The sequence below is a fragment of the Turicibacter sp. HGF1 genome (genome assembly GCF_000191865.1).
GTDB classification, from domain to species: Bacteria; Bacillota_I; Bacilli_A; order MOL361; family Turicibacteraceae; genus Turicibacter; species Turicibacter sanguinis.
In genome coordinates this window covers 1-23,708 of the sequence record NZ_AEXQ01000051.1, presented here as the reverse complement: position 1 = coordinate 23,708, position 23,708 = coordinate 1, and the positions used below count along the sequence as shown (strand labels likewise).

Sequence of the window (23,708 nt, the reverse complement as noted above, 5' to 3'; positions counted from 1 at the left end):
AGCTGGATTAGATAAAAGGCTGAGAGTGACGCTAAACCAAGGCATAACCCTAAAGGATAACTAATATTATCAACATTAAAATAAAACCATGTCGCTCGACATGGTTTTTGTTTTGAATAATTTTTGTCGGATAGATTGTTTTTACAATAATTTTTGTTCGTTATATAATGTGAGAAAAGAGGTGGATTATGGTTCTAAATATAAGTAGCTCAACGATTTTAGTTATGTTTGTAGCATTTTTGATGCCAGTGCTTTTGGCATATAAATCATATTTTTATGGCCGCGGAAGCTATGCATTTTTAAATAAATCGAATATTGAATGTATTCAAGGCGTCTGTCTGATTTTAATTTTGTTTCACCAAGTGATTGAACGAGTGAGCCATCCTGATTTAATACTTCAGTTTCTTCAAACCCTAGGAACTGGCGCTTTAGCTGTTTATTTGTTTTTGGTGGGGGTAGAATTTAGGAATTTTTCAATTCAAGCAAATCGATTGATTAAAAAGAGAATATTTCAAAGGGCAATACGCTTGTTTTTGATGTTTGTATCAGGTAACGTTTTAATGGGATTGGTTCAGGTTTATCTTGGTGAGGAAGTTTCGTTGTTTGAAATCTTACAGCATACGATAATGGGACAGTTTTTAGATGGAAGTCAGGCGTCTTTGATTGTGACGTTGTTTGTGTTTTATTTATTAATGGGATTCACACAAAATATAAAAATTTTGAGTCTATTTGGTTTGTTAGCTGGGTGGCCAGGAATCTTTGTTATGGTTGGGATGTGGGTTGCACGTTATCAAAAAGTTGTATTTATGATATTAAGAAAGCATTTATTAAATCTGAGTTTAATTTGTGGGATTTTATTGTTGCTTTCTATTAGTTGGAACTTTTTATTACCGATTGCTAGTGTACTAGGCATCATGGTCGTGTTGATGAAGGTTCAATTCAAATCAAAGGTATTTAAGTTAGTGAAGCAACTTTCAGTTCCTTTATATGTGTTGCAACTCCCTCTTTTATATCTTGTATTTTATTCGTCGGAGCCAAAGGATAGTATGTTCGTTTTAGTCACCATTGGACTGAACCTGATGCTCATTTTGATTTTTAGGGTTATGTTGTTGACGGAGTTTAAGTCGTATGATAAAGTTAAGTATAATTAAATATGGAAAGGGAGCTGGCCCAAGCCGGCTGAGAGGATGCGAAATGGAGCGTCGACCTATAACCTGATTTGGATAATGCCAACGTAGGGAATGTACTGGAATTTTAACGTATATCGTTTTGATGTAAGGGATGGGCCTATGGTCCATCCCTTTTTTGATGATGGGGGGAATTTTAATGTTAAAAAAAATCGTAAAGAATGTTCAAAATCAAACACCACTTGTACACAATATTACGAATTATGTGACCGTTAATGACTGTGCCAATATTATTTTAGCTTGTGGTGGATCTCCAATCATGGCAGATGAAATGACTGAAGTTGAAGAGATTACGACGATCTGTCAAAGTCTTGTCATTAATATTGGAACTTTAAATTCGCGTACAATTGAAGCAATGATTACGGCTGGTAAAAAAGCAAATCAATTAAATCATCCAGTTATTTTAGATCCAGTTGGGGCTGGAGCATCGACACTTCGGACTGAAACAGTCGAACGATTGATTAAAGAGGTGAAGTTCTCAGTTATTCGTGGGAATATTTCTGAGATTAAGACGTTAGCGGCTGGAACAGGTCAGACACTTGGGGTAGATGCTAGTGCAGCCGATTTAGTCACTGATAAAAACATAGATTCAGTAATCGAAATGACGAGAACATTAAGTGAAAAAACAGGTGCTGTGATTGCCATCAGTGGTGTTATTGATTTAGTAGTAGATACAAACCAAGTTTTTATGATTCGAAATGGGCATCCTTTAATGTCTAAAATTACAGGGGCAGGCTGTATGTTAACTGCGGTGATTGGAGCATATTGTGGAGCTAATCCAAATCAGGTAATAGAGGCAACAGTTACTGCAATTTGTGCAATGGGATTATGTGGAGAAATCGCAGCAACCAAATGTGAAGGAACTTCAAGTTTTAAAATGCATTTAATTGATGCAATGAGCACATTAAATGAAACCATTCTTGAAGGAGGAATGAAGATTGAAACTAAATAAGCAAGATTTAAGTCTATATTTAGTGACTGACCGACATTGGACTAAAGATCAATCATTAGTTGAACAAGTTGAAGCAGGCCTTAAAGGTGGTGTGACCATGGTTCAATTAAGAGAAAAGAATTTAAGCGATGAAGAGTTTTTATTAAAAGCTTTAGAGTTAAAGGAATTGACTACAACGTATAAAGTTCCTTTTATGATTAACGATAACGTTTGGGTGGCGATTCAGTCTGATGCAGATGGAATCCATATTGGCCAAGATGATTTACCTGCGGATGAAGTTAGAAAGTTAGTAGGTGAAGAAAAAATACTTGGAGTATCAGTTCAAACTGTTGAACAAGCTCAAATTGCCAAAAGACAAGGTGCGGATTACTTAGGTGTTGGTGCTGTATTTTCTACTGACACCAAAAAGGATGCGAAACATGTTCCCCTACAGGTATTAAAAGAAATTTGCGAGGCTGTGAATCTTCCAGTCGTTGCGATTGGGGGAATTGATGAAGATAATGTGGACGAGTTAACTGGTAGCGGAATTTGTGGAGTCGCAGTTGTATCAGCTATTTTAGCGTCAGATGATATAATGCAAGCTGCAAAAAATTTAAAAAGGGATTGGGTATTATGAAAAAAGTGTTAAGTATTGCGGGATCAGATTGTAGTGGAGGTGCCGGAATTCAGGCGGATTTAAAGACGTTTTGCGCACACGGTGTTTATGGAATGAGTGCGATTACGGCATTAACAGCGCAAAATACATTAGGAGTTACAATGGTTGAAGAAGTGAGCCCTGAGATGGTACGTGCTCAATTGGATGCTATTTTTACGGATATTGTACCGGATAGTGTGAAGATTGGAATGGTCTCATCGTCGGTTATTATTGAAGCAATTGTCGAAAAGTTAATGGAGTATCAAGCTGTTTCTATTGTTCTTGATCCTGTGATGGTTTCTACGAGTGGAAGTCGCTTATTAAATGAAGAAGCAATGAGCGTCTTAATTAAAAAATTGATGCCATTGGCTACAATGATTACGCCAAATTTACAAGAAGCTGAGTGTTTATGTGGATTTAACATTCAATCAAAAGAAGAAATGGTTTTAGCCGCTAAAAAGATTGCATCCTTTTATAAAGGACATATCTTAATTAAAGGTGGTCATTTGGATGATTGTGCAGATGATTTATTGTACGTTGATGGAGAAGTGACATGGTTTTTAGGAGAGCAGATTGAAAATCCTAATACACATGGAACGGGATGTACACTTTCTTCTGCGATTACGAGTAATTTAGCATTAGGCTATGATGTTCAAACGAGTGTAAAAAATGCGAAGTTGTATATTACTAAAGCGTTAAAGGCTAATCTTGATTTAGGGCATGGTCGTGGACCTTTAAATCATCTTGTTTAAAAAATAACGTCATTTTATTAAGTTAATCTATAATTTTGACATATTCCGTTTAATTTATCCGTATAATGAAATGATGAGGGGTTGATTCGGATGGATAGTGGATTATCACGAAGGCTTTTGATTGGTTTAATTAGTGCATATAGTTTATTTTATTTGATTCTAAATATAGGGTCTCATTTCTTTTAAAAAGGCAAATCACATCGATTTGTCTTTTATTTTTATCTACAATAAAAACAGTCAAAAAGACACATTAAATCAAAACTCATAACTAACTAACATATTTTATCTAACTATGACAATTTCTCTTTTTCATCCACTGTTTTTCAACATCACACCAACAAAATATCTCAAAATATTTCCTAGGAAAAGGGGTGCAGCCCCCATGCTAAGAAGAACAATCGAAGATTGTTATATTAGCCATCTTCATTTGATGGGGTGGGCTTAGTGGGATCATCCACTTTTAAAGCCTGACACTTTATTAAATGCACAAAGGAGAGAGGCAACAGATTATTGCGTGACTGCAGCGCATAAAAAGTAGCATACTGATGTAGAATTTAGTAAGATATCATCAGATAGAGACAAAGAGGAGATGGAGAAATGGAGCATCATCAGTTAGGAACTCAGATTGCAACATTAAGAAAACGTAGGGGAATGTCTCAAGAAGAGTTGGCAAACCAACTAGGTGTGACGAGGCAGGCCATTTCAAATTGGGAGCGAGGTATGACGCAACCTGATCTTGAGATGTTGATGAAGTTAGCGGCTATCTTTGAAACAGATTTAGATGGATTAATGGGCATAAAGTCAGATATTAAAGAAGAACCCGTTGAGTTAAATTTAAAGCCTATGAAGTGGATGTACTTAACACAGCTGTTTTCTTTGATTGGTTATTTCGTTTTTGTTGTACTTAGTCCAAGGTATGAAGTTTCTGGTATTCTCATCATCTTGTTAACTTTTTTAATGATGGCAACTAGCATTTATTTTGTGTTTACACATGGCATTAAAACAGGTGATTATACCTTAGTGGCCGGATACGATAAACGAGTTCATTATCATGATTCAAGTCTTAAAAAAATGGCGTATATCACTGAGTTTTATTGTCTCTTTACGACGCTTAGTTACAGTTTGATTTATATCATCCTAAGTTTGATGCAGTTAGAGATTTCTTGGCTTTTTATGTTGTTAATCGTTGTCTTTATGATTCAATTTATCGGTGGAATTTTATTGATTAATGTTAAATATCGTCAAGAGATATTCGTAGAGCCATCTGAACAAGAAGAAGCACGAGTTGGGATGTGGATTGTCCTTGTATTTGTCAGTTCGATTATGATTATGGTGATTGCAACAATCGTGACTCAATTAGCTTTCAATATTAGTAACAATACAGTAGAAGCAGGTCAATTAGTTTTGTTTATTTTACCGTATATCTTTTTAAATATGGTAGGCTTATTTTTAGAACAAAATCGTGTGAAAAAGGCAGTCAAAGAACAGCGTGCATATTGCCCGGATCGGATGACATATTTAATTATTTTAGCCTGTCTTATTTTGTTAGTGGGCATGATTTATACGGGGTATCAAACAACTTTAAGATAAAAAAGAACGAGTGTTAGGTTCGTCCTTTAGTTTAATCGCATAAAAAGTGGGTGTTCAGATAAAAATAGAGAGAATCCTAATACAATGATTGGGAATCTCCCTATTTTTTTGATGTGGAAAACGTTATAATGTATTTAAAAGGAGATGATTAAATGAAAGTGACAAGTACAGGTATTATTGATGGAATCATTGCCGATGAGTATGGAGCAAAAGGGACTCAATTTAATGAGAATGAGATGCCTTTATATTCGTTACCGTTAAAAATTGAAGATGCACCACAAGGTACGAAGTCTTTTGCCATTGTGATGGAAGATAAAGACGCAGTTCCAGTTTGTGGTTTTTCATGGATTCATTGGTTAGTCGCTAACTTAACGCGTGATGAATTATTAGCAGGTGAATCTCAAACAGCTACTGATTTTATTCAAGGTGTCAATAGTTGGATTAGCATTCAAGGAGATAATCAAAGTATTGAAGCCTCTAGTTATTATGGAGGAATGGCTCCACCCAATGCCCCTCATCTTTATGAGACACATGTTTATGCATTAGATACATTACTTGATTTAAAACCAGGATTTTATATGAACGAGCTTTATCGTGCGATGGACGGTCATATTTTAGATTGCTTCACATTAAAAGGAGAGTACTCAAACTAAAGGGAGTTTGTAGGGGAGACGTATGGAGAATTTAATTTTATCATTAAACGTAGTGCTACCACTGTTTTTAATGATTGTACTAGGATATGGATTAAAGGTTTTAAAGATTTGGGACACACATACGATTAATGGAATGAATACAGTGGTTTTCAAAGTATTTTTACCAGTGTTGTTATTTATTAACGTGTATCAAACAGACATCGCAGGAGTTTTTAATTTAAAACTCATGTTGTTTGCGATTTTCAGTGTGATACTTATTTTATTAATCACTTGGGGCATTATTTGTTTAATTGAGAAGGAAAATCCTAAGCGTGGTGTTTTGATTCAGGCTATTTTTCGAAGTAATTTTGTGATTTTTGGAATTCCAATTGCGACTTCTTTATGTGGGGCTGAATCGACAGGAGCAGCTGCTTTATTAGTTGCAGTTATTGTGCCGTTATTTAATGTTTTAGCGGTCATCACCCTCGAAACATTTCGTGGAAGTCGCATCCATGTGAGGAAAATTCTAAGAGGAATTGTCACGAATCCATTAATTATCGGGTCGCTACTCGGTCTGTTATTTTTGGCTATAGGCATTAAGTTACCATCGGCTATTGAGAAAACAATTAGCGATTTATCAAAGGTGACAACGCCATTGGCACTCGTTATTTTAGGAGCATCATTTACGTTTTCGAGCGTTCGAGGCAATTTAAGAAACTTGTGCATTGGATTACTTGGAAAATTGGTGTTAGCACCTGTTATCTTTTTACCCCTGGCGATTATGTTTGATCTTAAAGGGACGAGTTTAGCAATCTTACTTGCGATTTTTGGATCTCCTCCGGCGGTTTCGTCGTTTAGTATGGCGAAGCAAATGGATGGCGATGCAGATTTGGCAGGACAACTTGTTGTGTTTGGCTCGATGTTTTCGGTCCTCACGATGTTTATTTGGATTTTTATTTTGAAAGAGGGACAGTTTATTTAAGAGCTTTTGTCGATTCGTTCATATTTGATTACTTATCGTTCATAGGTTAGTAATACCTTGAATGAAGTAGGAGGAATGAAATATGAATATTAGAATGGCAACGCTTGAAGATGTAGAAACTTTACATAATCTGCATTTTGCCTTAAATCGTCATCGTCACAGTTTACAACCAACGAATTATCAAGGAAAAAGTATGGATGAGGAATGGATTGAGGAAAATATTAAAACTCGTTATCGAGATTATATTTTATTAGAGGTTGATAACGAGATTAAGGGAATGGCTTTAGTTGAAATTAAGGAGACGTATTCGGTTCCCGGAAGCGTGAAGTATAAGTATTTGGATTTGATGTCCTTTTATATTGTGCCTGAGCTTGATTTAAATTATTATGGTCACGAGTTGTTTACGGCAGTGCGCGCTTGGGGAAAAAAATATTTCTTATCATATATTCAATTACATGAGTTAATAAATGATGTGAAGATGGTTAATTTCTTGGCAAGAGAACAGTTAGCGGTCACTCAACAAACATTTAAATGCGTTATTTAAGATAGCGGTTCTGCGTAAGCAGGACCGTTTTTTTGTTGTTGTCATAAGTTATAGTATCTATTTAATCATTGAAAGGAGTGTTTTAAGTTGAAAAAGTGGATGGTATCTATTGTGGTGATGGTGAGTGTTATCTTAGGCTCTGATATAAAGGCATTAGCTTTGTCTCCGTCTAGTGATTTGAAATATAATGGAATTGATGTGAGTGAGTGGCAAGGTGATATTGATTTTGAGGCAGTTAAGGAATCTGGGGTTGAGGTGGTGTATATTCGAAGTAGTGAGGGTTTTGATTATGTGGATCAGCAGTTTGAGGCAAATGCCAAGAAGGCGAATGAAGCAGGGTTAAAAGTTGGTTTTTATCATTATGTGACAGCGATGAGTGTGGAGGAAGCAAAGAATCAGGCGTCTTTTTTTGTGTCACTTGTTGAAGATTATTCATATGATTGCCGGTTAGCGATGGATTTTGAGTCGTTTGGATTGTTGAATAATGAGGAGATTAATGAGGTTGGATTAGCGTTTATTCAAGAGGTTGAAGCTTTGAGTGGGAAAGAGGTCGTCGTATATAGTGATAGTTATAATGCGATTAACATTTGGAATGATGAGATAGCCAGCTATCCACTATGGGTAGCAGATTACGGGGGATCTGAGCCACAGGATAATGGAAAATGGTCCAACTGGGTTGGTTTTCAATATAGTGATGCAGGAGAAGTTAATGGGATTGAAACGAATTCAGTTGATTTAGATTATTTTACGGATGGTATTTTCTTATCTTCAGTTGAGGTTTCAAAACCTGAGATTCCGTCTCAACCACAGACGACGTTTGATTATGTGGTGAAAGCAGGGGATACGTTGTGGGCGATTGCGAATAAATACGGTACGACGGTTTCTGAATTGGTAAAGTTGAATGATATTAGTAATCCTAATGTGATTTATGTCGGAGAAGTATTACAAATGCCAGGTGAATCGAGTGGAGTTGAAACGACTGAATATACAGTGAAAGCAGGGGATACGTTATGGGCGATTGCGAATAAATACGGTACGACGGTTTCTGAATTGGTAAAGTTGAATGATATTAGTGATCCTAGTGTGATTTATGTCGGGGAAGTATTGCAAATGCCAGGTGAATCGAGTGGAGTTGAAGCGACTGAATATACAGTGAAAGCAGGGGATACGTTGTGGGGGATTGCGAATAAATACGGTACGACGGTTTCTGAATTAGTGAAATTGAATGATATTAGTAATCCTAATGTGATTTATGTTGGGGAAGTATTACAAATTCCAGGTGAATCGAGTGGAGTTGAAGCGACTGAATATACAGTGAAAGCAGGGGATACGTTGTGGGGGATTGCGACTAAATATGGTACAACGGTTTCCGAATTAGTGAAGTTGAATGGGATCACTAATCCTAATATGATATATGTTGGGAAAGCGTTATATCTTAATTGAAATAATACATTCTTTTTTGTCGGTTTTTATGACGTTATTACGTGAATTGTTGTTTTGTTTTTTTTATGGTGATATGATGGTGGGGAATATGCTTTATTGTAGCAGAGTAGGGAGTTACATTTTAGGTGTTTATTTTGATAAACTATCTTTTAAATCATAACTTACAATTTTAAAAGACCTATTTATTTAGTGCTAACTTTTTAGAAGCTAAGAGACGTAGACAACAGGGGATGGTTGTCTAAAATTTATATATTGAGGTGGATTATTTTGCAGAGGATTTTATTCGTCCTTCTCCTTTTGGGAACACTCGTTGGAATCGGTATTCATCATAAGGAAACAACAGAATCGTTAGAGTTAAGTGAGTTTATTGAGAATTTAGATCATCAGCTCATGAGTCTAACCCCAGATGTGTTAGTAAGCTATGAGAAAGAGGTCATTGAGAGGCTCGATGACATTAAAAATCGGAATGAATTAAAAAAAGCTTATTCTTATCTAGCATATGTGAACTTTTATCAAGGAGAGTATGAAGAATCAAATAATTACTTTGTAAAGGAATTATCTATTGGAAAAAATCAACCTGAAGAAGTAGAAGCAATCGTATTGATGGGGATTTCTAAAAATTATTTATATCTTGAGAATAATCCTAAATCAGATGAGTATTTTGAATACGCTAAATCTCTTGCTATTAAGAGTGAGAATGATCAGTTGTTAGCGCTGATTTATCAGATGCGAGCTGAAGATTACATTAATCTACTTGTGAATACTAATCAAGCAGTCCAATTATTACAAGAGTCTATAGAACTTAGTTCAGATGTTTATCAAAATATTATGAGTTGCTTAATCTTAAAGAATCTTTATTTAGGAACTTTACAGATAGATTTATCGAATCAGTATGCCCTAAAAGCTATCACCCTTGCTCAAACTTATGGCTATGAAGACTTACTAAGTTGTGGCATTAGTAGTTTAGTTATTAATGAGTATCTCAATGAATCTTATACGAATGTGATTTTGATTTATGAAGATTTAATTGTGGCAAGGCAAGAGGAAATTCCTTTTTATATGTTCGGGCTGTATATTTATAGTATTGCTAACGAGCACGGGATTGAGAAAGCCTTAGAGTTGATTGAAGATGAAAGAGTTAACTCAGTATTAGAAGAAAGTGAATATGAAGAGGGCTACAAGTCAATCATTAGAGCCAAGTTATATATTGAGGATGGACAAAAGGAAAAAGCATTAGAACAATTATTGGCAGCCGAATTTGAGGCGGAGGGGAACTATGAAATTCAGTCTCTAAATGTTTTTAAAAATAAGCTCTATGGTGACATTAAGTTCGAGGGGCAAGAATTGATTGATTTTTATACAGATTTTTATGAAGAGGTAATGAAAGGGGATATTGATTCGGTATTAAGAATTTTATTGTTAAAGGATATCATTCAAAAAAATCTTGAGTTAGAAAATTATGAACAAGCTTTTTACTTTGCAAGTCAAATCCCTACCCCATTAAAATCAGAAAGTTTGATTCAAATTAATTTGATTGAAGAAAATCTTAAAAATACGATGAGTGATAAAGTTGACGATAAGAATCCATCCTTAATAATAGGCAGATGGATTCTTGTTGGGGGATTACTCGCAACGATTTTGTTTGTCTGTTATAATAAAAAACGAAAAAGTTTACGTTCTAAAAAACAAGACTTACCTGATAAAGAGATGGAAGCTTTAACGTTACAACAGTTATATGATCAATGCTCGGAGAAATATCCAAATGGAAGTGTTTTTGTTGTTGATTTAGATAATTTTAAAAAGTTCAATGAGACATATGGATATATTGCTGGAGATCAGGTGATTGAGCAAGTATTTGAGTTAATTAAGAGTGAGTTTAAAGAAGGATTGTTGACGAGACATAATGGACAACAGTTTATTATTGTGACACAAGATGATAAAATGAGAGCAGCACAGCGTGCACAACAATTGATTGATAAAACATATGCTTTAAATATTGAGCATGTGACGAATTTAAGAGATTTACGTATGACGTTAAGTGTGGGAATTGTTTGTGGTAATTTAGATTCACCGATTAATTTAGATAAATATCTAAAAAAAGCACAGGATTTAGTCTTAATCTCAAAAGAAAAAGGAAAAAATAGGTTGACGATTTAAACTTGAATTAGGTATAGTTTGCTTGTTAAAATGTTAACTTAGGAGAGTTTGCGGATTAATGGTGGTGAAATAATGTATAAAATTGCAATTTGTGAAGATTCGCGAATTCAAGCAGTTGAGTTAATTGACAGTTTAAAGGCTTATGGAAGTGAGTGTAGAATTAAGTTTGAGATTGATTATTTTGGATGTGGTGAAGATTTTTTAGAAAAAGATTATTTTGAATATGATGTCATCTTTCTAGATGTTGAGATGCCTAGGATTAATGGGATAGAAGTGGCCAAAGAAATTAGAAAAACGTGTCCTAAAAGTAAAATCATTTTTGTTACAGCTTATGAACATTATTGGCCAGAAGGATATAAGGTCATGGCATCAAGATTTTTAATCAAACCGTTAAAGCAGGATGAATTAACTGAAGCGTTGACTTCCTTAATTGAAGAATTAAATACTGCAAAAAAATATATTTCTGCTCGTAGTGAAAGGGCATTAGAGAAAGTATTAATTGAGGATATCACTTATTTAGAAATATCAGGTCGAAAAGTCTTAATTCATACACCTGAAGCAATCTATACAAGTAGCTATAATTTAAATAGTTGGTATCATCGTTTAGCGATTCATCATTTTGAATATACCCATTCAAGTTATTTAGTAAATTTAAAATATGTAAAATTAGTTGCTCGGGATAAAGTGACATTGACAACAGGTGAAGAAGTTTATATGTCATTAAGGAAATATAAAGGTTTTAAAACGAGTTTTGTTCGTTATATTAGTCAACCTTAATAAAAACGCCCCTTGAGAGCAATGGGCGTTTTTTTTTGTTTAGAAAGGATGATAAGAATGCAAAAAAACAACTCGGAAAAGCGAATTTACCTTAATGCTATTCTTATCATTGGGATCGTCGTTTTTGGTTTAATATGGATTTATATTAGGATTATGCAGGTGGCTTATCAAAACAATATTAATTGTTTAACGGAATCTTTAATTGAAGTGGAACAAAGTAAATTGAAAAATGATGTTAATGAGTTGATGATTAGAGTGAATATTGATTTTGATTATCTGATTGAAGATTATAATAAATCGTTAAATGTTGTCGATTCAATCCTCCATGAATATATCATTGAAAAATCTAAACAAGACGAGGATATTATGGAGATGTTTATTTTTTTAACTTCTGTCTACAAAGATTTACAAATTAGGGTCTACGATCAACACAATCAAACCGTGGTAGCTGAATTTAAACAAAATAATATGATACTTGCACAGGATATCCTGTATAGTGATTTATTCTTTGATCTTGCACTATGGAGGCAGCATATGGTGCAAGAGAATCGGTATATTGTAATTATTGGGATTTCAGATTCCGATTTAAAGACAATGTATAAAGGAATGTTAAAAGACGCGTTCGACGAAAATCCTAATTTAACATCGATTTACACCTTAATCGAAATTGTTGATTATAAAGGTGGAGATAAATTTGCTAAAGTCATTCAAGGGATAAGTGTCTCACCAAGTTGTGCAAGACAAGGATGCTATATTAATACAACCTATCAAGATGATAGGGGACGTTATGTTTTAAAAGAAATGCTAGAGGGGCTAAAGGATAATGGAACTTATTTTGGTTATGTTCAAAACAATGACAATCAGGATATGTTATATGCTGAGTTGTATGCTCCGTATGATTTAGTTGTGTTAACTAGTACCCCCATGAAAGATTTTTATCAGCAAACAATGTCTGAATTTAAGGCTTTTGAACAAAATTTTGAAACCCAGATTCATGTTGCAATAGGAATTGCGTGTGCTTCATTTATCATCGCTATATTAGGTGGGATTGCAACGTTTAAGTACATGAAATCAAAGGAAATTGAGAACGAACGTGAACAAAATCGGATGATTATCGAGCACAACAAGGTACTATTAAGAAAGAATGATCAAATTAATCAGCTAGCTCATGATATTAAAAATCATCTTATTTGTATAAAAGGTTTTATTAATCAACAGACACCGGAAGAGGCAAGTCATTATATTGATAGTGTTTATGAAGATTTGAATCAGTTGTCGTCGATTGTGATTACGGGAAATCGATTGGTAGATATTATTTTGAATGATAAGATTTCTCAGATGAAGAAAATAGGCATTACCTTTACGAAACGGATTGAACACGTGTCACTAGATTTTGTGGATTTTAAAGAGATGACGATTATTTTGACGAATATGCTTGATAATGCGATTGAGAGTTGTGAGAAAAGTGAACAAAAGGAAATTCAATTTACGATTTCTTCTTTTAATCAGACGTATATCATCATCAAGGTGGTGAATAGTTGCGATGTGGCCCCTATTATTTCAAAGGGAAAATTGAAAAGCACAAAGACTCAAAAGGGTCAGCATGGTTATGGAGTTGAAAATATTAAACGCGCTGTGGCTAAGTATAATGGAAGTACATATTTTGATTATGATGAGTGTCGTCATCAATTTGTATTTTCAATTACATTAGAAAAGCCACAATAATGGATAAAATCGGGTGAATGTAATCATTTACCCGATTTTTTTAAAGAAGTATCCATATTGATGTTAAAATGGAATAAATTAGGAACACATATTGATGTATTTTGTTAGAAATGTTAAGATAATAAAAGATGTTTTTTGTATAATTTTGTAATAAATATAACAGGCAATATGGAATTAAATCATTTGAAATCTGATTTATTAGGCGAGGAAAGCAATGAGACTTAAGTTCATGTCAATTTTTAACTCGATGTGCATCTTTTTATAGATCAGTATCATTGGAATTTAAAATGTCCCCATCCTAGCGAAGCTAGGTGTGATGTGCTCATGGGATTGTTGACATTGGAGAAGGGGGTGTTTGATTGAAGATAAAATATTTAAAGGGATCAATTAAAATAATGACTGCACTTTTATGCTTATGTTTTGTTTTTATACTGATAGAATGGAACCGTCCAACGGTTACAAAGGAAGTTGTTAATCAAATTGACCATTTTTCTATTTATTTATGGGAAGAAAATCAAGTCGAGGAATACAAGTCTAAGATTTTAGCTGAATTATCACAGATGACAAGAAGATCAGATCTTCAAAAAGGATTTTATGCACTTGGCTTTTTAGAGGCTTTAGATGGGAATTTTGAAGAATCAACTCAGTATTATTTAAAAGCCTTAAGTATTGGGGAAGATTCAAGTTCAACTATTTGTATTAATTTATATAAAGAGTTGGCTTATAATGCCCTAGCTTTAAATGATGAAGTAAGTGCTAAGTATTATTTTGAGTTAGCAGAAAAAAATGTTTCAAAATTTTATATGACAAAACTTAAATCAAGTCTTTATCGACGTTTTTCTCAAGGAATCGTTGATTTTTCTAGTAATCCCCAGTCTAGTATCCCACTACTAGAATTTGTGATAGATAAAAATGTGAATGAGTATGATTATTTAGAAGCTCATCGCTTATTAACTAATGTTTATCTGCTTAGTGGATATTATGAAAAGAGTATCATGTACTTACTGGATGCATATAGGGTGAGTGTATGGAATGATTATAAAATTATTCAAGAGGAAGTTTCAATTAAGCTAGGACAAGCTTATTTTTTAAATGGGGATTATGAACAAGCTATTTCAATTTTAGAAAGTCTTTTTCCAAGAAACAAAAAAGACGATTTTATCTCATATATTCCTCAGCTTGTAGAATCTTATCGGGTGGTTCAGGGATACGATAAAGCAATTGAATTTTTGAATGATTATGTGAGTCAATTATCTGTTGAATCATCAGAATGGTTAGACTTTTGGTATACATGGATTCGTGCTAGTTTAGCGATTAATGAAGGAAAAGTTGCAGAAGCAAATGACCTTATTCAACACTTGGATAAAGTTTATACAAGTAACGAGGAGTTTCAAGAGACAACATTGTATCTTTGGAAAGAGAAAGTTGAATTAGATTATTTAGTGCAAACTGGAATAAGAAATCAAGAAATTGCAGATAGATATGACCAATTATATAAAGAAATTGTTGATTCAGAAATTTATGTCACAGCTAAGGTCAATTTATTGGAGCAGGTGGTTAAACAGAGTATTGAGATTAATAATTATGAATTAGGATATCAATATCTAAATGAAAGATTATGCAATTTTAAAAGTACTGATATTAAAAATGATTCCTTTAATATTAGTGAATTTTATGAGATGACATTAGATCAGATTAAACAAAATCAGATCATGATGAAATTAATCGTGAGTATAATAGGTACCCTATTGGTTGGGGGTGTAGGAGTTCTTATTTTTATTATTTTCAAGAAGCAATCTCGAATTAAAGCTTTATCGAATGAGATTAAAGCGAAGCAAGATGTGGATACATTAACGAACACCTTAACGAAAGAAGCGTTGTATGACTGTCTTGAAGTTCATATGGGTCAAGATGATTTATTGAATTTTATGGTGATTAATATTGATGATTTTAAACGTTATAATGAGGTATATGGTTATCTAACTGGAGATAAGGTGCTTCAAAAGCTAGCTCAGTTAATTAAGACAACTTTCCCGGAGGCTTATGTGGCAAGACATGCAGGGCATCATTTTATTGTCGTTTCACCTAATAATCGTTCAGCTTGTTTATTGAAATTGGAGTATTTATTAGAAAAGATGTATGATGAAAATATAGAGAATACATCTAATCTAGTCGATGGACGTGTGATGATTAGTGCAGGATTATCGACTGGTAAAGTATTAACCAAATTACAGGTTGATCAACATATTAATGATGCGACTTATAAATTAGAGTTATCTAAAAAACGTGGATCAAATAAGGTGACAGTCTAAAAAAGAATGGGGGGGGCTATCCTAGCGAAGCTAGGTTTCCTCTTGAAGAAAGGGATCATCCATTTCACAGATCATATTAAAGCTATGTAGTCAAAAGGCTCATAGCTTTTCTTTATTTTTAACCATGGGATATTATTTGAAGGGTTGTTTGTGTGTTTAAAATAGACTACAGTAGTAATTAGAGATGTGAGAATTAACGGGAGGGATTTCGATGAGTCCATTTAAAGCATTGGAGTTAAAAAACTTATCATTAATCAATCGTTTTGTGCGCTCCGCCACACACGATTATGCTCAAGAATGTAATGGATTGATGAGTGATAAACAGTTAGAAATATATGAGGAATTAGCGAAAAACCAGGTGGGATTAATCATGACGGGACATCTTTATGTTTCGAAAGAAGGACGTGCGAGTGAGGATCAAAATGCCATTGATTGTGATGCTGTTATTCCAAGGTTAAAAGAAGTCGTCGACGCTGTTCACCAGTATGATAGTAAGTTTATTGCACAACTTGCGCATGCAGGAGCAAAAGCAAGGGTAGCACAACCAGTTGGACCTTCAGAATTATGGCTACGGGGAGATACGCCTTCTTTGGCATTAACGCATGAAGGGTTGAAAAGCATTCGCCACGCTTTTATTGATGCCGCAAAACGCGCAAAAGAAGCGGGATTTGATGGCGTACAGGTTCATATGGCTCACGGTTATCTATTAAGTGAATTCATTACGCCCCAACATAATTTAAGACAGGATGAGTATGGTGGGAGCGTGGAAAATAGATTCAGGTTCCCACGCGAAATCATATTAGGAATCAAACAAGCTTGCGGAGAAAATTATCCAATATTTATAAAAATCAATAGTAATGTTGAACTAAATGACGAAGCGTATGAATCAGATTTACTTTATATGCTCAATGAACTTGAAACTCTAGGAGTGGAAGCAGTCGAACTAAGCGGATGCGACTTTGGCAAGAAAAAATATACCGATCACAATTACTATTTAGAACGTGCCTCAAGACTAGCAGAATTAACAACTGTTCCATTAATCTTAGTGGGAGGGATTCGAACCTTATCTGATATTGAGCACGTTTTGCAAAATGGAATCGCCATGGTTTCATTTAGTCGTCCTTTTATTTGTGAACCAAATCTCGTTAGACAATTAAAAGCAGGCCATCAATCAAAGTGTGTCTCATGTAATTGTTGTTATGGTCTTTATTATCGTGAAGGTAGACGCTGTATTCGAATGAAATAAAAAAAACCTGATAAAAAATTTTATCAGGATTTTTTGTGTATAATTATAAAAAATATTGTTATATTGTGGAGAAATATGGTACCTTTGTGATAGAAGTGAATTGGATTGGGTTTGAATAGGGGAGAGATGGTTTTGAAGTCAAAATCTTTCAAAGCAATATTAATTTTTTTTATTATCGTGACTGTCATATGTATAGGTTTAGCTGTTGATTATTTAACATTACCTCCTATGACGAAAGATTTTTTGAATAAAATAGGGACAATTCAGGAAGATGATTTAAAAAATAATCTTAAATTTTATAGGGATAAAATTCAACAAGAAGTTAAAGGAACCGGACACCGTGACGCGTTAAAACACAGCTATTTTTCTTTAGGTTATATTGAATCATTAAATGAAGATTATAATCAATCAAATGATTATTATTATCGAGCATTAAGCATAGATAGCCTGCATTGTGATACTTTATGTGGAATGGTCTATCGGGAGTTAAGCTTTAATGCGATTCATCAAGGGCAAATCGAAAAAGGATTTGAGTATTATAATTTAGCGCTTCAAGCTTTTAAAGACGATGAAGCAGAAGTTATGAGTTTGAATTATCGATTTTCACAGGCCTTAGATTATACAAAAGATTACAGGGCACAAATTATAAAAATATTGGAGTCTAATAAAACTAAAAAACAAGAACCATTTCAAGAAATTCAAAATTTAAGGTTATTAGCTAAAATTTATTTGTTTTCTGCCCAATACAGTAAAAGCATTAACTATCTGTTAGATGCTTTTGAAGTATCTGTTTGGAACGACTATAAAAATCTCCAGCGGGCGATTACGATTGAATTAGGAAACGCCTATTTTTTAAATAAAAATTATGAAGAAGCAGTTGAAACGCTATATCCCTGTTTGCTAAGATGGGGAGATGTTGATTTAAACATTTATTTTGAGCAGCTAGCTAAATCTTTACGAATGGTTTATGGATATGATCATGCCATTGAGTTTTTGAATCAACACAGCGAGAGTGTTAAAAATTTGATGACTGATCATGAAATTTGGTTACAGTTTTGGGTAGAATTATTACAAGCAGAATTGTCAGTTTTTGAAAATAAACCAGAGATTGCAAGGATTTATCTTAATCGAGCACAAGCTATTTACGAAAAAAATGCGACCAGTCTTCATGCGATGTTAAATTATTGGATAGAAAAAATAGACTTAGATATTTTGGTCTTAAAAGGTGAAAAAAGTGATCAAATCCTTGAGCAGTATATTGACTTGTATAAAAAAATTGCATCTTCTGACATATATTTTATTAGTAAAATTAGTTTGCTAGATGAAATTATAAATCAAAGTTTAAAGCTTAATCATTATTCATTGGCTTATGATGCGATGAAGAGTCGTGCTCAGATTGTTGATAATGAATTACTTGATGATGACCTGATTGATTTAAATGAGATTTATCTTAAAACGAAAGAAGAGAGACAAAATCGAAATGTAAGCAAAAGGATTGTTTTATTCTTTATGATATCAATCACAACAATGGGCATAGGGTCGATTGTGTATTTAATATCCAATCATAAAAAGAGAATACTAGATTTAGTGACAGAAGTCGAAGCTCAAAAAGATTTTGATTCTTTGACCCATACTTTAACGAAGTCTGCTCTATATAACAGATTAGAAAAATATTTCGGGCAAGAATTGACGTTTACCGTTGTTCAGTATGATGATTTAAAGCGATATAATGAAGTTTACGGATACTTAAATGGCGATCATATTATTAGAATATTGTCGAATCAAATTAAAAACACCTTTACTCAAGAGTATATTTCCCGTCATTCGGGGCATTTCTTTATTATTGTTTCCACTGACTCTAAAGAAAATTGTGTTCTTAAAGTAAAAAAACTTTTACAGATGATATATGACTTGAATATTATCAATACACTTGTTTTAGAGCATAGGCGAATGACGGTTAGTGCAGGATTAAGTAGCGGCATCATTCACTCTAAGCAGGATATCGACCACTATATTAAAGTAGCGTCACATCATTTAGAAGTTTCAAGACAAAGAGGATGTAATACCTTTACTGTATAAAAGTATGGATAAATCAACTACAAAAATCTTTTTTTATGATGAATTATCAATATAAGTGCGACACTTGCTCATGAAATAATTCGGATGAAGTTTTCCAACCTAAACATTTTCGTGATCGATGATTAATCAGGTAGACCGCCTTGAAAACTTTGGTAAATTGTATTAAAGAGATTTTTGAAAATGAATATATTTCACGTCATTTGGGCAATCAATTTATTATTGTGTCGTATCATTCAAAGGAAGCATGTGTTCCTAATTTAATGCATTTAATGCAAACAATCTACGATTTAAATATTGAAAATTCAACCGATTTAAAAGATAGACGTCTGACGATTAGTGCAGGGATTAGCAGTGGCATCCTAGATTCAGAAGAGGCAATCGATCAACAAATTAAGTTGGCAACGAACAACTTAGAAAAATCAAGACAGCGTGGTAATAATAAGTTTACAACCTCTTCAATTTAAATAATAGATGAAAACCTGTAGCTATAGCTATGCATCCTATTAATCGTGTCGCCGATCGTGCACAAAAAAGATGAGGGTTTAAATTTCTACTTCAATCACTGACAGAAATATATGGGAAAAATTCAAAATGGGGGTTCACAAAATAATAAATTGATGTTATATTAGTTATCAATAAGGGAGTAGTTCACACCAAATGTTGATTTTGGTGAGACATGGTCAACAATCGCGAGGAGGTCCCTTGTATTTGATTTATGTCATAAATCAAGTGCTTGGGCAATACTAAATGATAGTAGGGTAGTTCCTCTGGTCATGTCGTGAAGGACGTAGCTTAATTCATCTTTTTATGATTTTGCTAACGACTTCATTAAACGAGACTTATTAGAAGTAATCGGACTTTTAATAAGGCTCATACTATTTTTTGCTTGATTTGTATCGTCAATCAAATTTAAACGAGCTTTATTAAAAGGAGTTAAGCTTTTAATGAGGCTCGTTTTTTTGTTGCCAAAAATACGAGTTCTCATGTTATCCATCTCACAGCAAACATCGAAATAAACTGGTAATAAAGAATTCTCATCCTCAATATGATTAAGAGAAACGGTTATACATTTAAGAAGGGTGAGTGAACCAAGAGTGGATTTAATGATTGAATTTATGACGCAGTACGGACTCGTCGCCATGTTTTTATTTATAATTTTAGAATATGCGTGTCTCCCACTTCCAAGTGAAGTGATTCTACCACTGTCAGGAGCCATGGTTTTAGCAAGTGGAGATTCAATTATGCTTGCGATTTTAATCAGTATTATGGCTGGTTTAATAGGCTCAATGATTTGTTATAGTATCGGATATACAGGTGGAAACGCAGTGATCGATCGAATGATGAAAAAGTATCCGAGTACACGAAAAGGAATTGAATCAACACGTCAGTTTTATGCAAAGTATGCAACTTATTCAGTAGGACTTGGACGTGTCATTCCGTTATTTAGAACCTATATTTCCTTTATCGCAGGAATCACGAAACAACGTGTCAGTACTTTTTTACTTGCTTCAACATTAGGAATTGCGGTATGGAATACGTTACTGATGGGGCTTGGTTATTGGTTAGCAGATGAATGGAAAAATGTCATGGGATATTATGATTCAGGTAAATGGATTCTTTTATTACTTGGCTGTGCCGTCATCGGACTTTTAATTTTAAAAAAGAGCCGCCAAAAAGAAGCATAGAACTTATCGGTTCAGTCAAACAGTTGGATGATTATTTTATTGTTGCGATGATTTTGAAAAGAGATGGATAAAAAGTTTAACCTTTAAAACCTTGCACGGGTGAGGGCTTCTTCACCATTAGTGGGATGGTTTGTCCTTTTAAAATTCAGTGTATGTTAGGATACGAGGAGGAATTAAAGTGGAGAAAAAGGTTTATGAGCAAGGGATTGAAGAAGTATGTTCTCGCTATCGAACATCTCATTTAGGTTTAAGTGAGGAAGAAGCGATTAAACGTCTTGAGCAATATGGGCCAAATCAATTGCTTGAGGAAAAAGAAGAATCTGTCTTCATGGTATTTATTTCGCAATTTAAGGACCTTTTAGTTCTAATCTTAATTGCGGCAGCTGTTATTTCAATGCTTTCGGGTCATTTAGAAAGTGCCATCGTTATTTTAGTTGTCATTTCATTAAATGCGATTTTAGGTACCGTGCAAACAGTTAAGGCACGTCAATCGTTAAAAAGTTTAAAGGCTTTATCTACACCGCAGGCAAAAGTCATTCGTGGTGGAATCAAGCAAGAAATTCCATCGACTGAATTAACGATTGGGGATATTTTATTACTTGAAGCGGGAGATGTTGTCAGTGCTGATGCACGCTTAATTGAAGCTTACAGTTTACAAGTTAATGAAAGCTCCCTAACCGGTGAATCGGTGAGTGTTGATAAAAGTACAGCGATGATTGAGAAACAAGATTGTCCTCTTGGAGATCAAATTAATATGGTTTTCTCGAGCGGTCTTGTGACTTATGGTCGTGGAACTGCGATTGTCACAAACGTTGGGATGGAGACCGAGATTGGTAAAATTGCCACGATGATGAATGAAACAGAAGCGCGTAAAACACCACTTCAACGTAACTTAGATAATTTCAGTAAAAAGTTATCATTCGTCATTATTGGAATCTGTATCTTTGTTTATATTTTAAACGATTTACAAGGAGCAACGACACTTGATGCCATGATGTTTGCTGTAGCTTTAGCGGTTGCCGCAATACCAGAAGCATTAGCATCCATTGTAACGATTGTTTTAGCGATTGGGACACAAAAAATGGCGAAAGAAAATGCCATCATCAAAAATTTAAATAGCGTGGAAAGTTTAGGGTCAGTGTCTGTGATTTGTTCAGATAAAACAGGGACGTTAACCCAAAATAAAATGATTGCACAACAAGTTTATGTCAACCATCATTTAGTCGATGCAGATGGGTTAAATCCACATCAAGAAGCGGATCACTTATTAATTTTAGCGTGCGGTCTTTGTAATGATTCCACGACAACAGCTGATCAGCGAATTGGAGATCCAACAGAACTTGCTTTAGTTGATTTACTTGAAAAATATCAAATGGATGAATTAGATTTACGTCAAGAATATACGAGATTATCAGAACTACCATTTGATTCTGATCGTAAAATGATGAGTACACTTCAAGTAGTGGGTGGTGAGTATACGATGTTTGTTAAAGGGGCAACCGATGAATTAATCAAACGTTGTACCTCTGTATTAACACCAGATGGAATTTTTGATTTCACACCAGAACAAATTGAGAAAATTGAACAAACGAATCAACAGTTTGCAGAGCAAGGACTTCGAGTACTTGGGTTTGCGATGAAAACACATGATGATTCGGCTCTAACACTTGAGGATGAGTACGATTTAACCTTCCTTGGATTGATTTCATTGATGGACCCTCCTCGTGTTGAAAGTGCAGAGGCGGTAGCGGACTGTTTACAGGCTGGAATTAAGCCAATTATGATTACAGGGGATCATAAAGTAACCGCAAAAAGTATTGCGAAGCAAATTGGAATTTATCAAGAGGGGGATCTTGTTTTAGACGGAAACGAACTCGATGCGATGTCTGATACCGAGTTACATGAAAAGTTAGAACATATTTCAGTGTATGCCCGTGTTGCTCCGGCTCATAAAATCCGTATTGTACAAGCTTGGCAAGAGCTTGGACATTTAGTCGCAATGACAGGGGATGGTGTGAATGATGCGCCAGCACTTAAAGCGGCTGATATCGGAATTGCGATGGGAATTACCGGAACAGAAGTTTCAAAAGATGCGGCTTCTATGATTTTAACGGATGATAATTTTGCAACGATTGTGAAGGCGATTATGACGGGTAGAAATGTGTATGCCAATATTAAAAATACAATCAAGTATTTATTATCAGGGAATTTCTCGGGAATTTTATGCGTCTTATTTGCAACGTTATTTGCTTTACCGGTACCCTTTTACTCAGTGCATTTATTATTTATTAACTTAGTGACAGATAGTTTACCAGCTATCGCGATTGGAATGGAGAAATCGACGCGTAATTTATTACAGGACAAACCACGTCATCAAAAAGAATCGATTTTGGATAAAGACACCATGATTCAAATCGGATGGCAAGGAGCTTTAATCGCGGTGTTTACGATGATTGCTTACTTCATTGGACTTCAGGAAAGTCATGGATTGGCAGCAACACTTGCATTTGCAACGCTTTGCTTAGCGCGTTTATTCCACGGATTTAACTGTCGTGGACGTGAGTCAATCTTCAAACTTGGATTGTTTACTAACAAGTATAGTATCGGGGCATTCGTTATTGGATTTGGGCTATTAAATTTAATCTTATTAAATTCAGCTTTAAATTCATTATTCATGGTCACTGACATTACGTTATCTCAACTTGGAATCATCTACATCCTTGGATTTATGCCAACGTTAATGATTCAAATTGTGAGATTATTTAAACGATAAAAACATCATGCAGGAATGTGTTACATATCATATTAGTAGCGTGACAGGCGAGGATAAGGTTTCGTTACATTTAAAAGGTGATTCTTTCTAGGAATCACCTTTTTGTTCCTTATTATCATAGTATTTTGAAAAAAATGTAGCGGATCAGGTATCTTTTAACTGAAAAATCCATATAATGTATTAGATGCGTGAAAGGTATGGTTTCACCAATAAAACAAATTCCTGAGCAGAATTTAAT

Annotated in this window: 19 protein-coding genes and 1 riboswitch; of the genes, 18 read left to right on the top strand and 1 reads right to left on the bottom strand. The window is 34.3% G+C overall.

Annotated features, from left to right (window positions below):
- Window positions 1-188 precede the first annotated feature (188 nt).
- The 16 genes from HMPREF9402_RS05025 to HMPREF9402_RS04950 all read left to right on the top strand — a co-directional run bounded on the left by HMPREF9402_RS05025 (window position 189) and on the right by HMPREF9402_RS04950 (window position 19,476).
- Window positions 189-1,151 (top strand): hypothetical protein, encoded by a 963-nt coding sequence (locus HMPREF9402_RS05025; protein WP_039930850.1) that lies wholly within the window; start codon window positions 189-191, stop codon window positions 1,149-1,151.
- Window positions 1,149-1,259, top strand: a riboswitch (TPP riboswitch). (Overlaps the previous gene by 3 nt.)
- Before the next feature lie 67 nt (window positions 1,260-1,326).
- Window positions 1,327-2,139, top strand: coding sequence for a hydroxyethylthiazole kinase (gene thiM / locus HMPREF9402_RS05020; protein WP_009606703.1), 813 nt, complete (start codon window positions 1,327-1,329; stop codon window positions 2,137-2,139).
- Window positions 2,126-2,755 carry a thiamine phosphate synthase gene (thiE, locus tag HMPREF9402_RS05015; RefSeq protein ID WP_006785854.1) on the top strand — a complete coding sequence of 210 codons (630 nt, stop codon included), beginning with the start codon at window positions 2,126-2,128 and terminating at the stop codon, window positions 2,753-2,755. Before thiM ends, thiE begins: the two co-directional genes overlap by 14 nt.
- Window positions 2,752-3,525: a bifunctional hydroxymethylpyrimidine kinase/phosphomethylpyrimidine kinase gene (gene thiD / locus HMPREF9402_RS05010; protein ID WP_006785855.1), complete on the top strand. Its 774-nt coding sequence runs from the start codon at window positions 2,752-2,754 to the stop codon at window positions 3,523-3,525. The genes thiE and thiD overlap by 4 nt, the downstream gene beginning before the upstream one ends.
- A 597-nt stretch (window positions 3,526-4,122) precedes the next feature.
- Window positions 4,123-5,115: a helix-turn-helix domain-containing protein gene (locus tag HMPREF9402_RS05005; protein ID WP_009606711.1), complete on the top strand. Its 993-nt coding sequence runs from the start codon at window positions 4,123-4,125 to the stop codon at window positions 5,113-5,115.
- 152 nt (window positions 5,116-5,267) lie between these two features.
- Entirely contained in the window at window positions 5,268-5,768 is a 501-nt protein-coding gene (locus HMPREF9402_RS05000) for a YbhB/YbcL family Raf kinase inhibitor-like protein (RefSeq protein WP_006785857.1), read from the top strand.
- Between the two features lie 22 nt (window positions 5,769-5,790).
- On the top strand, window positions 5,791-6,729 hold the full coding sequence (locus HMPREF9402_RS04995; protein WP_009606712.1) for an AEC family transporter: 939 nt from the start codon (window positions 5,791-5,793) through the stop codon (window positions 6,727-6,729).
- 82 nt (window positions 6,730-6,811) lie between these two features.
- Window positions 6,812-7,273 carry a hypothetical protein gene (locus tag HMPREF9402_RS04990; RefSeq protein ID WP_006785859.1) on the top strand — a complete coding sequence of 154 codons (462 nt, stop codon included), beginning with the start codon at window positions 6,812-6,814 and terminating at the stop codon, window positions 7,271-7,273.
- A gap of 87 nt (window positions 7,274-7,360) precedes the next feature.
- Window positions 7,361-8,716 (top strand): LysM peptidoglycan-binding domain-containing protein, encoded by a 1,356-nt coding sequence (locus HMPREF9402_RS04985; RefSeq protein WP_009606705.1) that lies wholly within the window; start codon window positions 7,361-7,363, stop codon window positions 8,714-8,716.
- 267 nt (window positions 8,717-8,983) lie between these two features.
- Window positions 8,984-10,873, top strand: coding sequence for a GGDEF domain-containing protein (locus HMPREF9402_RS04980; RefSeq protein WP_009606704.1), 1,890 nt, complete (start codon window positions 8,984-8,986; stop codon window positions 10,871-10,873).
- Window positions 10,874-10,945: 72 nt separating this feature from the next.
- Complete coding sequence (locus HMPREF9402_RS04975; RefSeq protein ID WP_009606708.1) at window positions 10,946-11,650, top strand: LytR/AlgR family response regulator transcription factor; 705 nt, start codon at window positions 10,946-10,948, stop codon at window positions 11,648-11,650.
- Between the two features lie 57 nt (window positions 11,651-11,707).
- Window positions 11,708-13,375 (top strand): sensor histidine kinase, encoded by a 1,668-nt coding sequence (locus HMPREF9402_RS04970; protein WP_009606707.1) that lies wholly within the window; start codon window positions 11,708-11,710, stop codon window positions 13,373-13,375.
- Window positions 13,376-13,734: 359 nt separating this feature from the next.
- Window positions 13,735-15,687, top strand: coding sequence for a tetratricopeptide repeat-containing diguanylate cyclase (locus HMPREF9402_RS04965; RefSeq protein ID WP_009606706.1), 1,953 nt, complete (start codon window positions 13,735-13,737; stop codon window positions 15,685-15,687).
- 211 nt (window positions 15,688-15,898) lie between these two features.
- Window positions 15,899-16,933: an oxidoreductase gene (locus HMPREF9402_RS04960; RefSeq protein ID WP_009606713.1), complete on the top strand. Its 1,035-nt coding sequence runs from the start codon at window positions 15,899-15,901 to the stop codon at window positions 16,931-16,933.
- 126 nt (window positions 16,934-17,059) lie between these two features.
- Complete coding sequence (locus HMPREF9402_RS04955; RefSeq protein WP_009606710.1) at window positions 17,060-19,012, top strand: GGDEF domain-containing protein; 1,953 nt, start codon at window positions 17,060-17,062, stop codon at window positions 19,010-19,012.
- 140 nt (window positions 19,013-19,152) lie between these two features.
- The gene (locus tag HMPREF9402_RS04950) at window positions 19,153-19,476 is read left to right on the top strand and encodes a diguanylate cyclase domain-containing protein (protein ID WP_006785867.1); all 324 of its coding nucleotides are present in this window, start codon (window positions 19,153-19,155) and stop codon (window positions 19,474-19,476) included.
- Between the two features lie 341 nt (window positions 19,477-19,817).
- Here the strand turns inward: HMPREF9402_RS04950 and HMPREF9402_RS04945 are convergent, their stop codons facing one another.
- The gene (locus HMPREF9402_RS04945) at window positions 19,818-19,997 is read right to left on the bottom strand and encodes a hypothetical protein (protein ID WP_039930849.1); all 180 of its coding nucleotides are present in this window, start codon (window positions 19,995-19,997) and stop codon (window positions 19,818-19,820) included.
- Window positions 19,998-20,115: 118 nt separating this feature from the next.
- Between HMPREF9402_RS04945 and HMPREF9402_RS04940 the strand changes: the two genes are divergently transcribed.
- Window positions 20,116-20,697, top strand: a complete 582-nt coding sequence (locus tag HMPREF9402_RS04940) for a DedA family protein (RefSeq protein WP_155062366.1) — start codon at window positions 20,116-20,118, stop codon at window positions 20,695-20,697.
- A 178-nt stretch (window positions 20,698-20,875) separates the two neighbouring features.
- Window positions 20,876-23,470 carry a cation-translocating P-type ATPase gene (locus HMPREF9402_RS04935; protein ID WP_009606709.1) on the top strand — a complete coding sequence of 865 codons (2,595 nt, stop codon included), beginning with the start codon at window positions 20,876-20,878 and terminating at the stop codon, window positions 23,468-23,470.
- Window positions 23,471-23,708 lie beyond the last annotated feature (238 nt).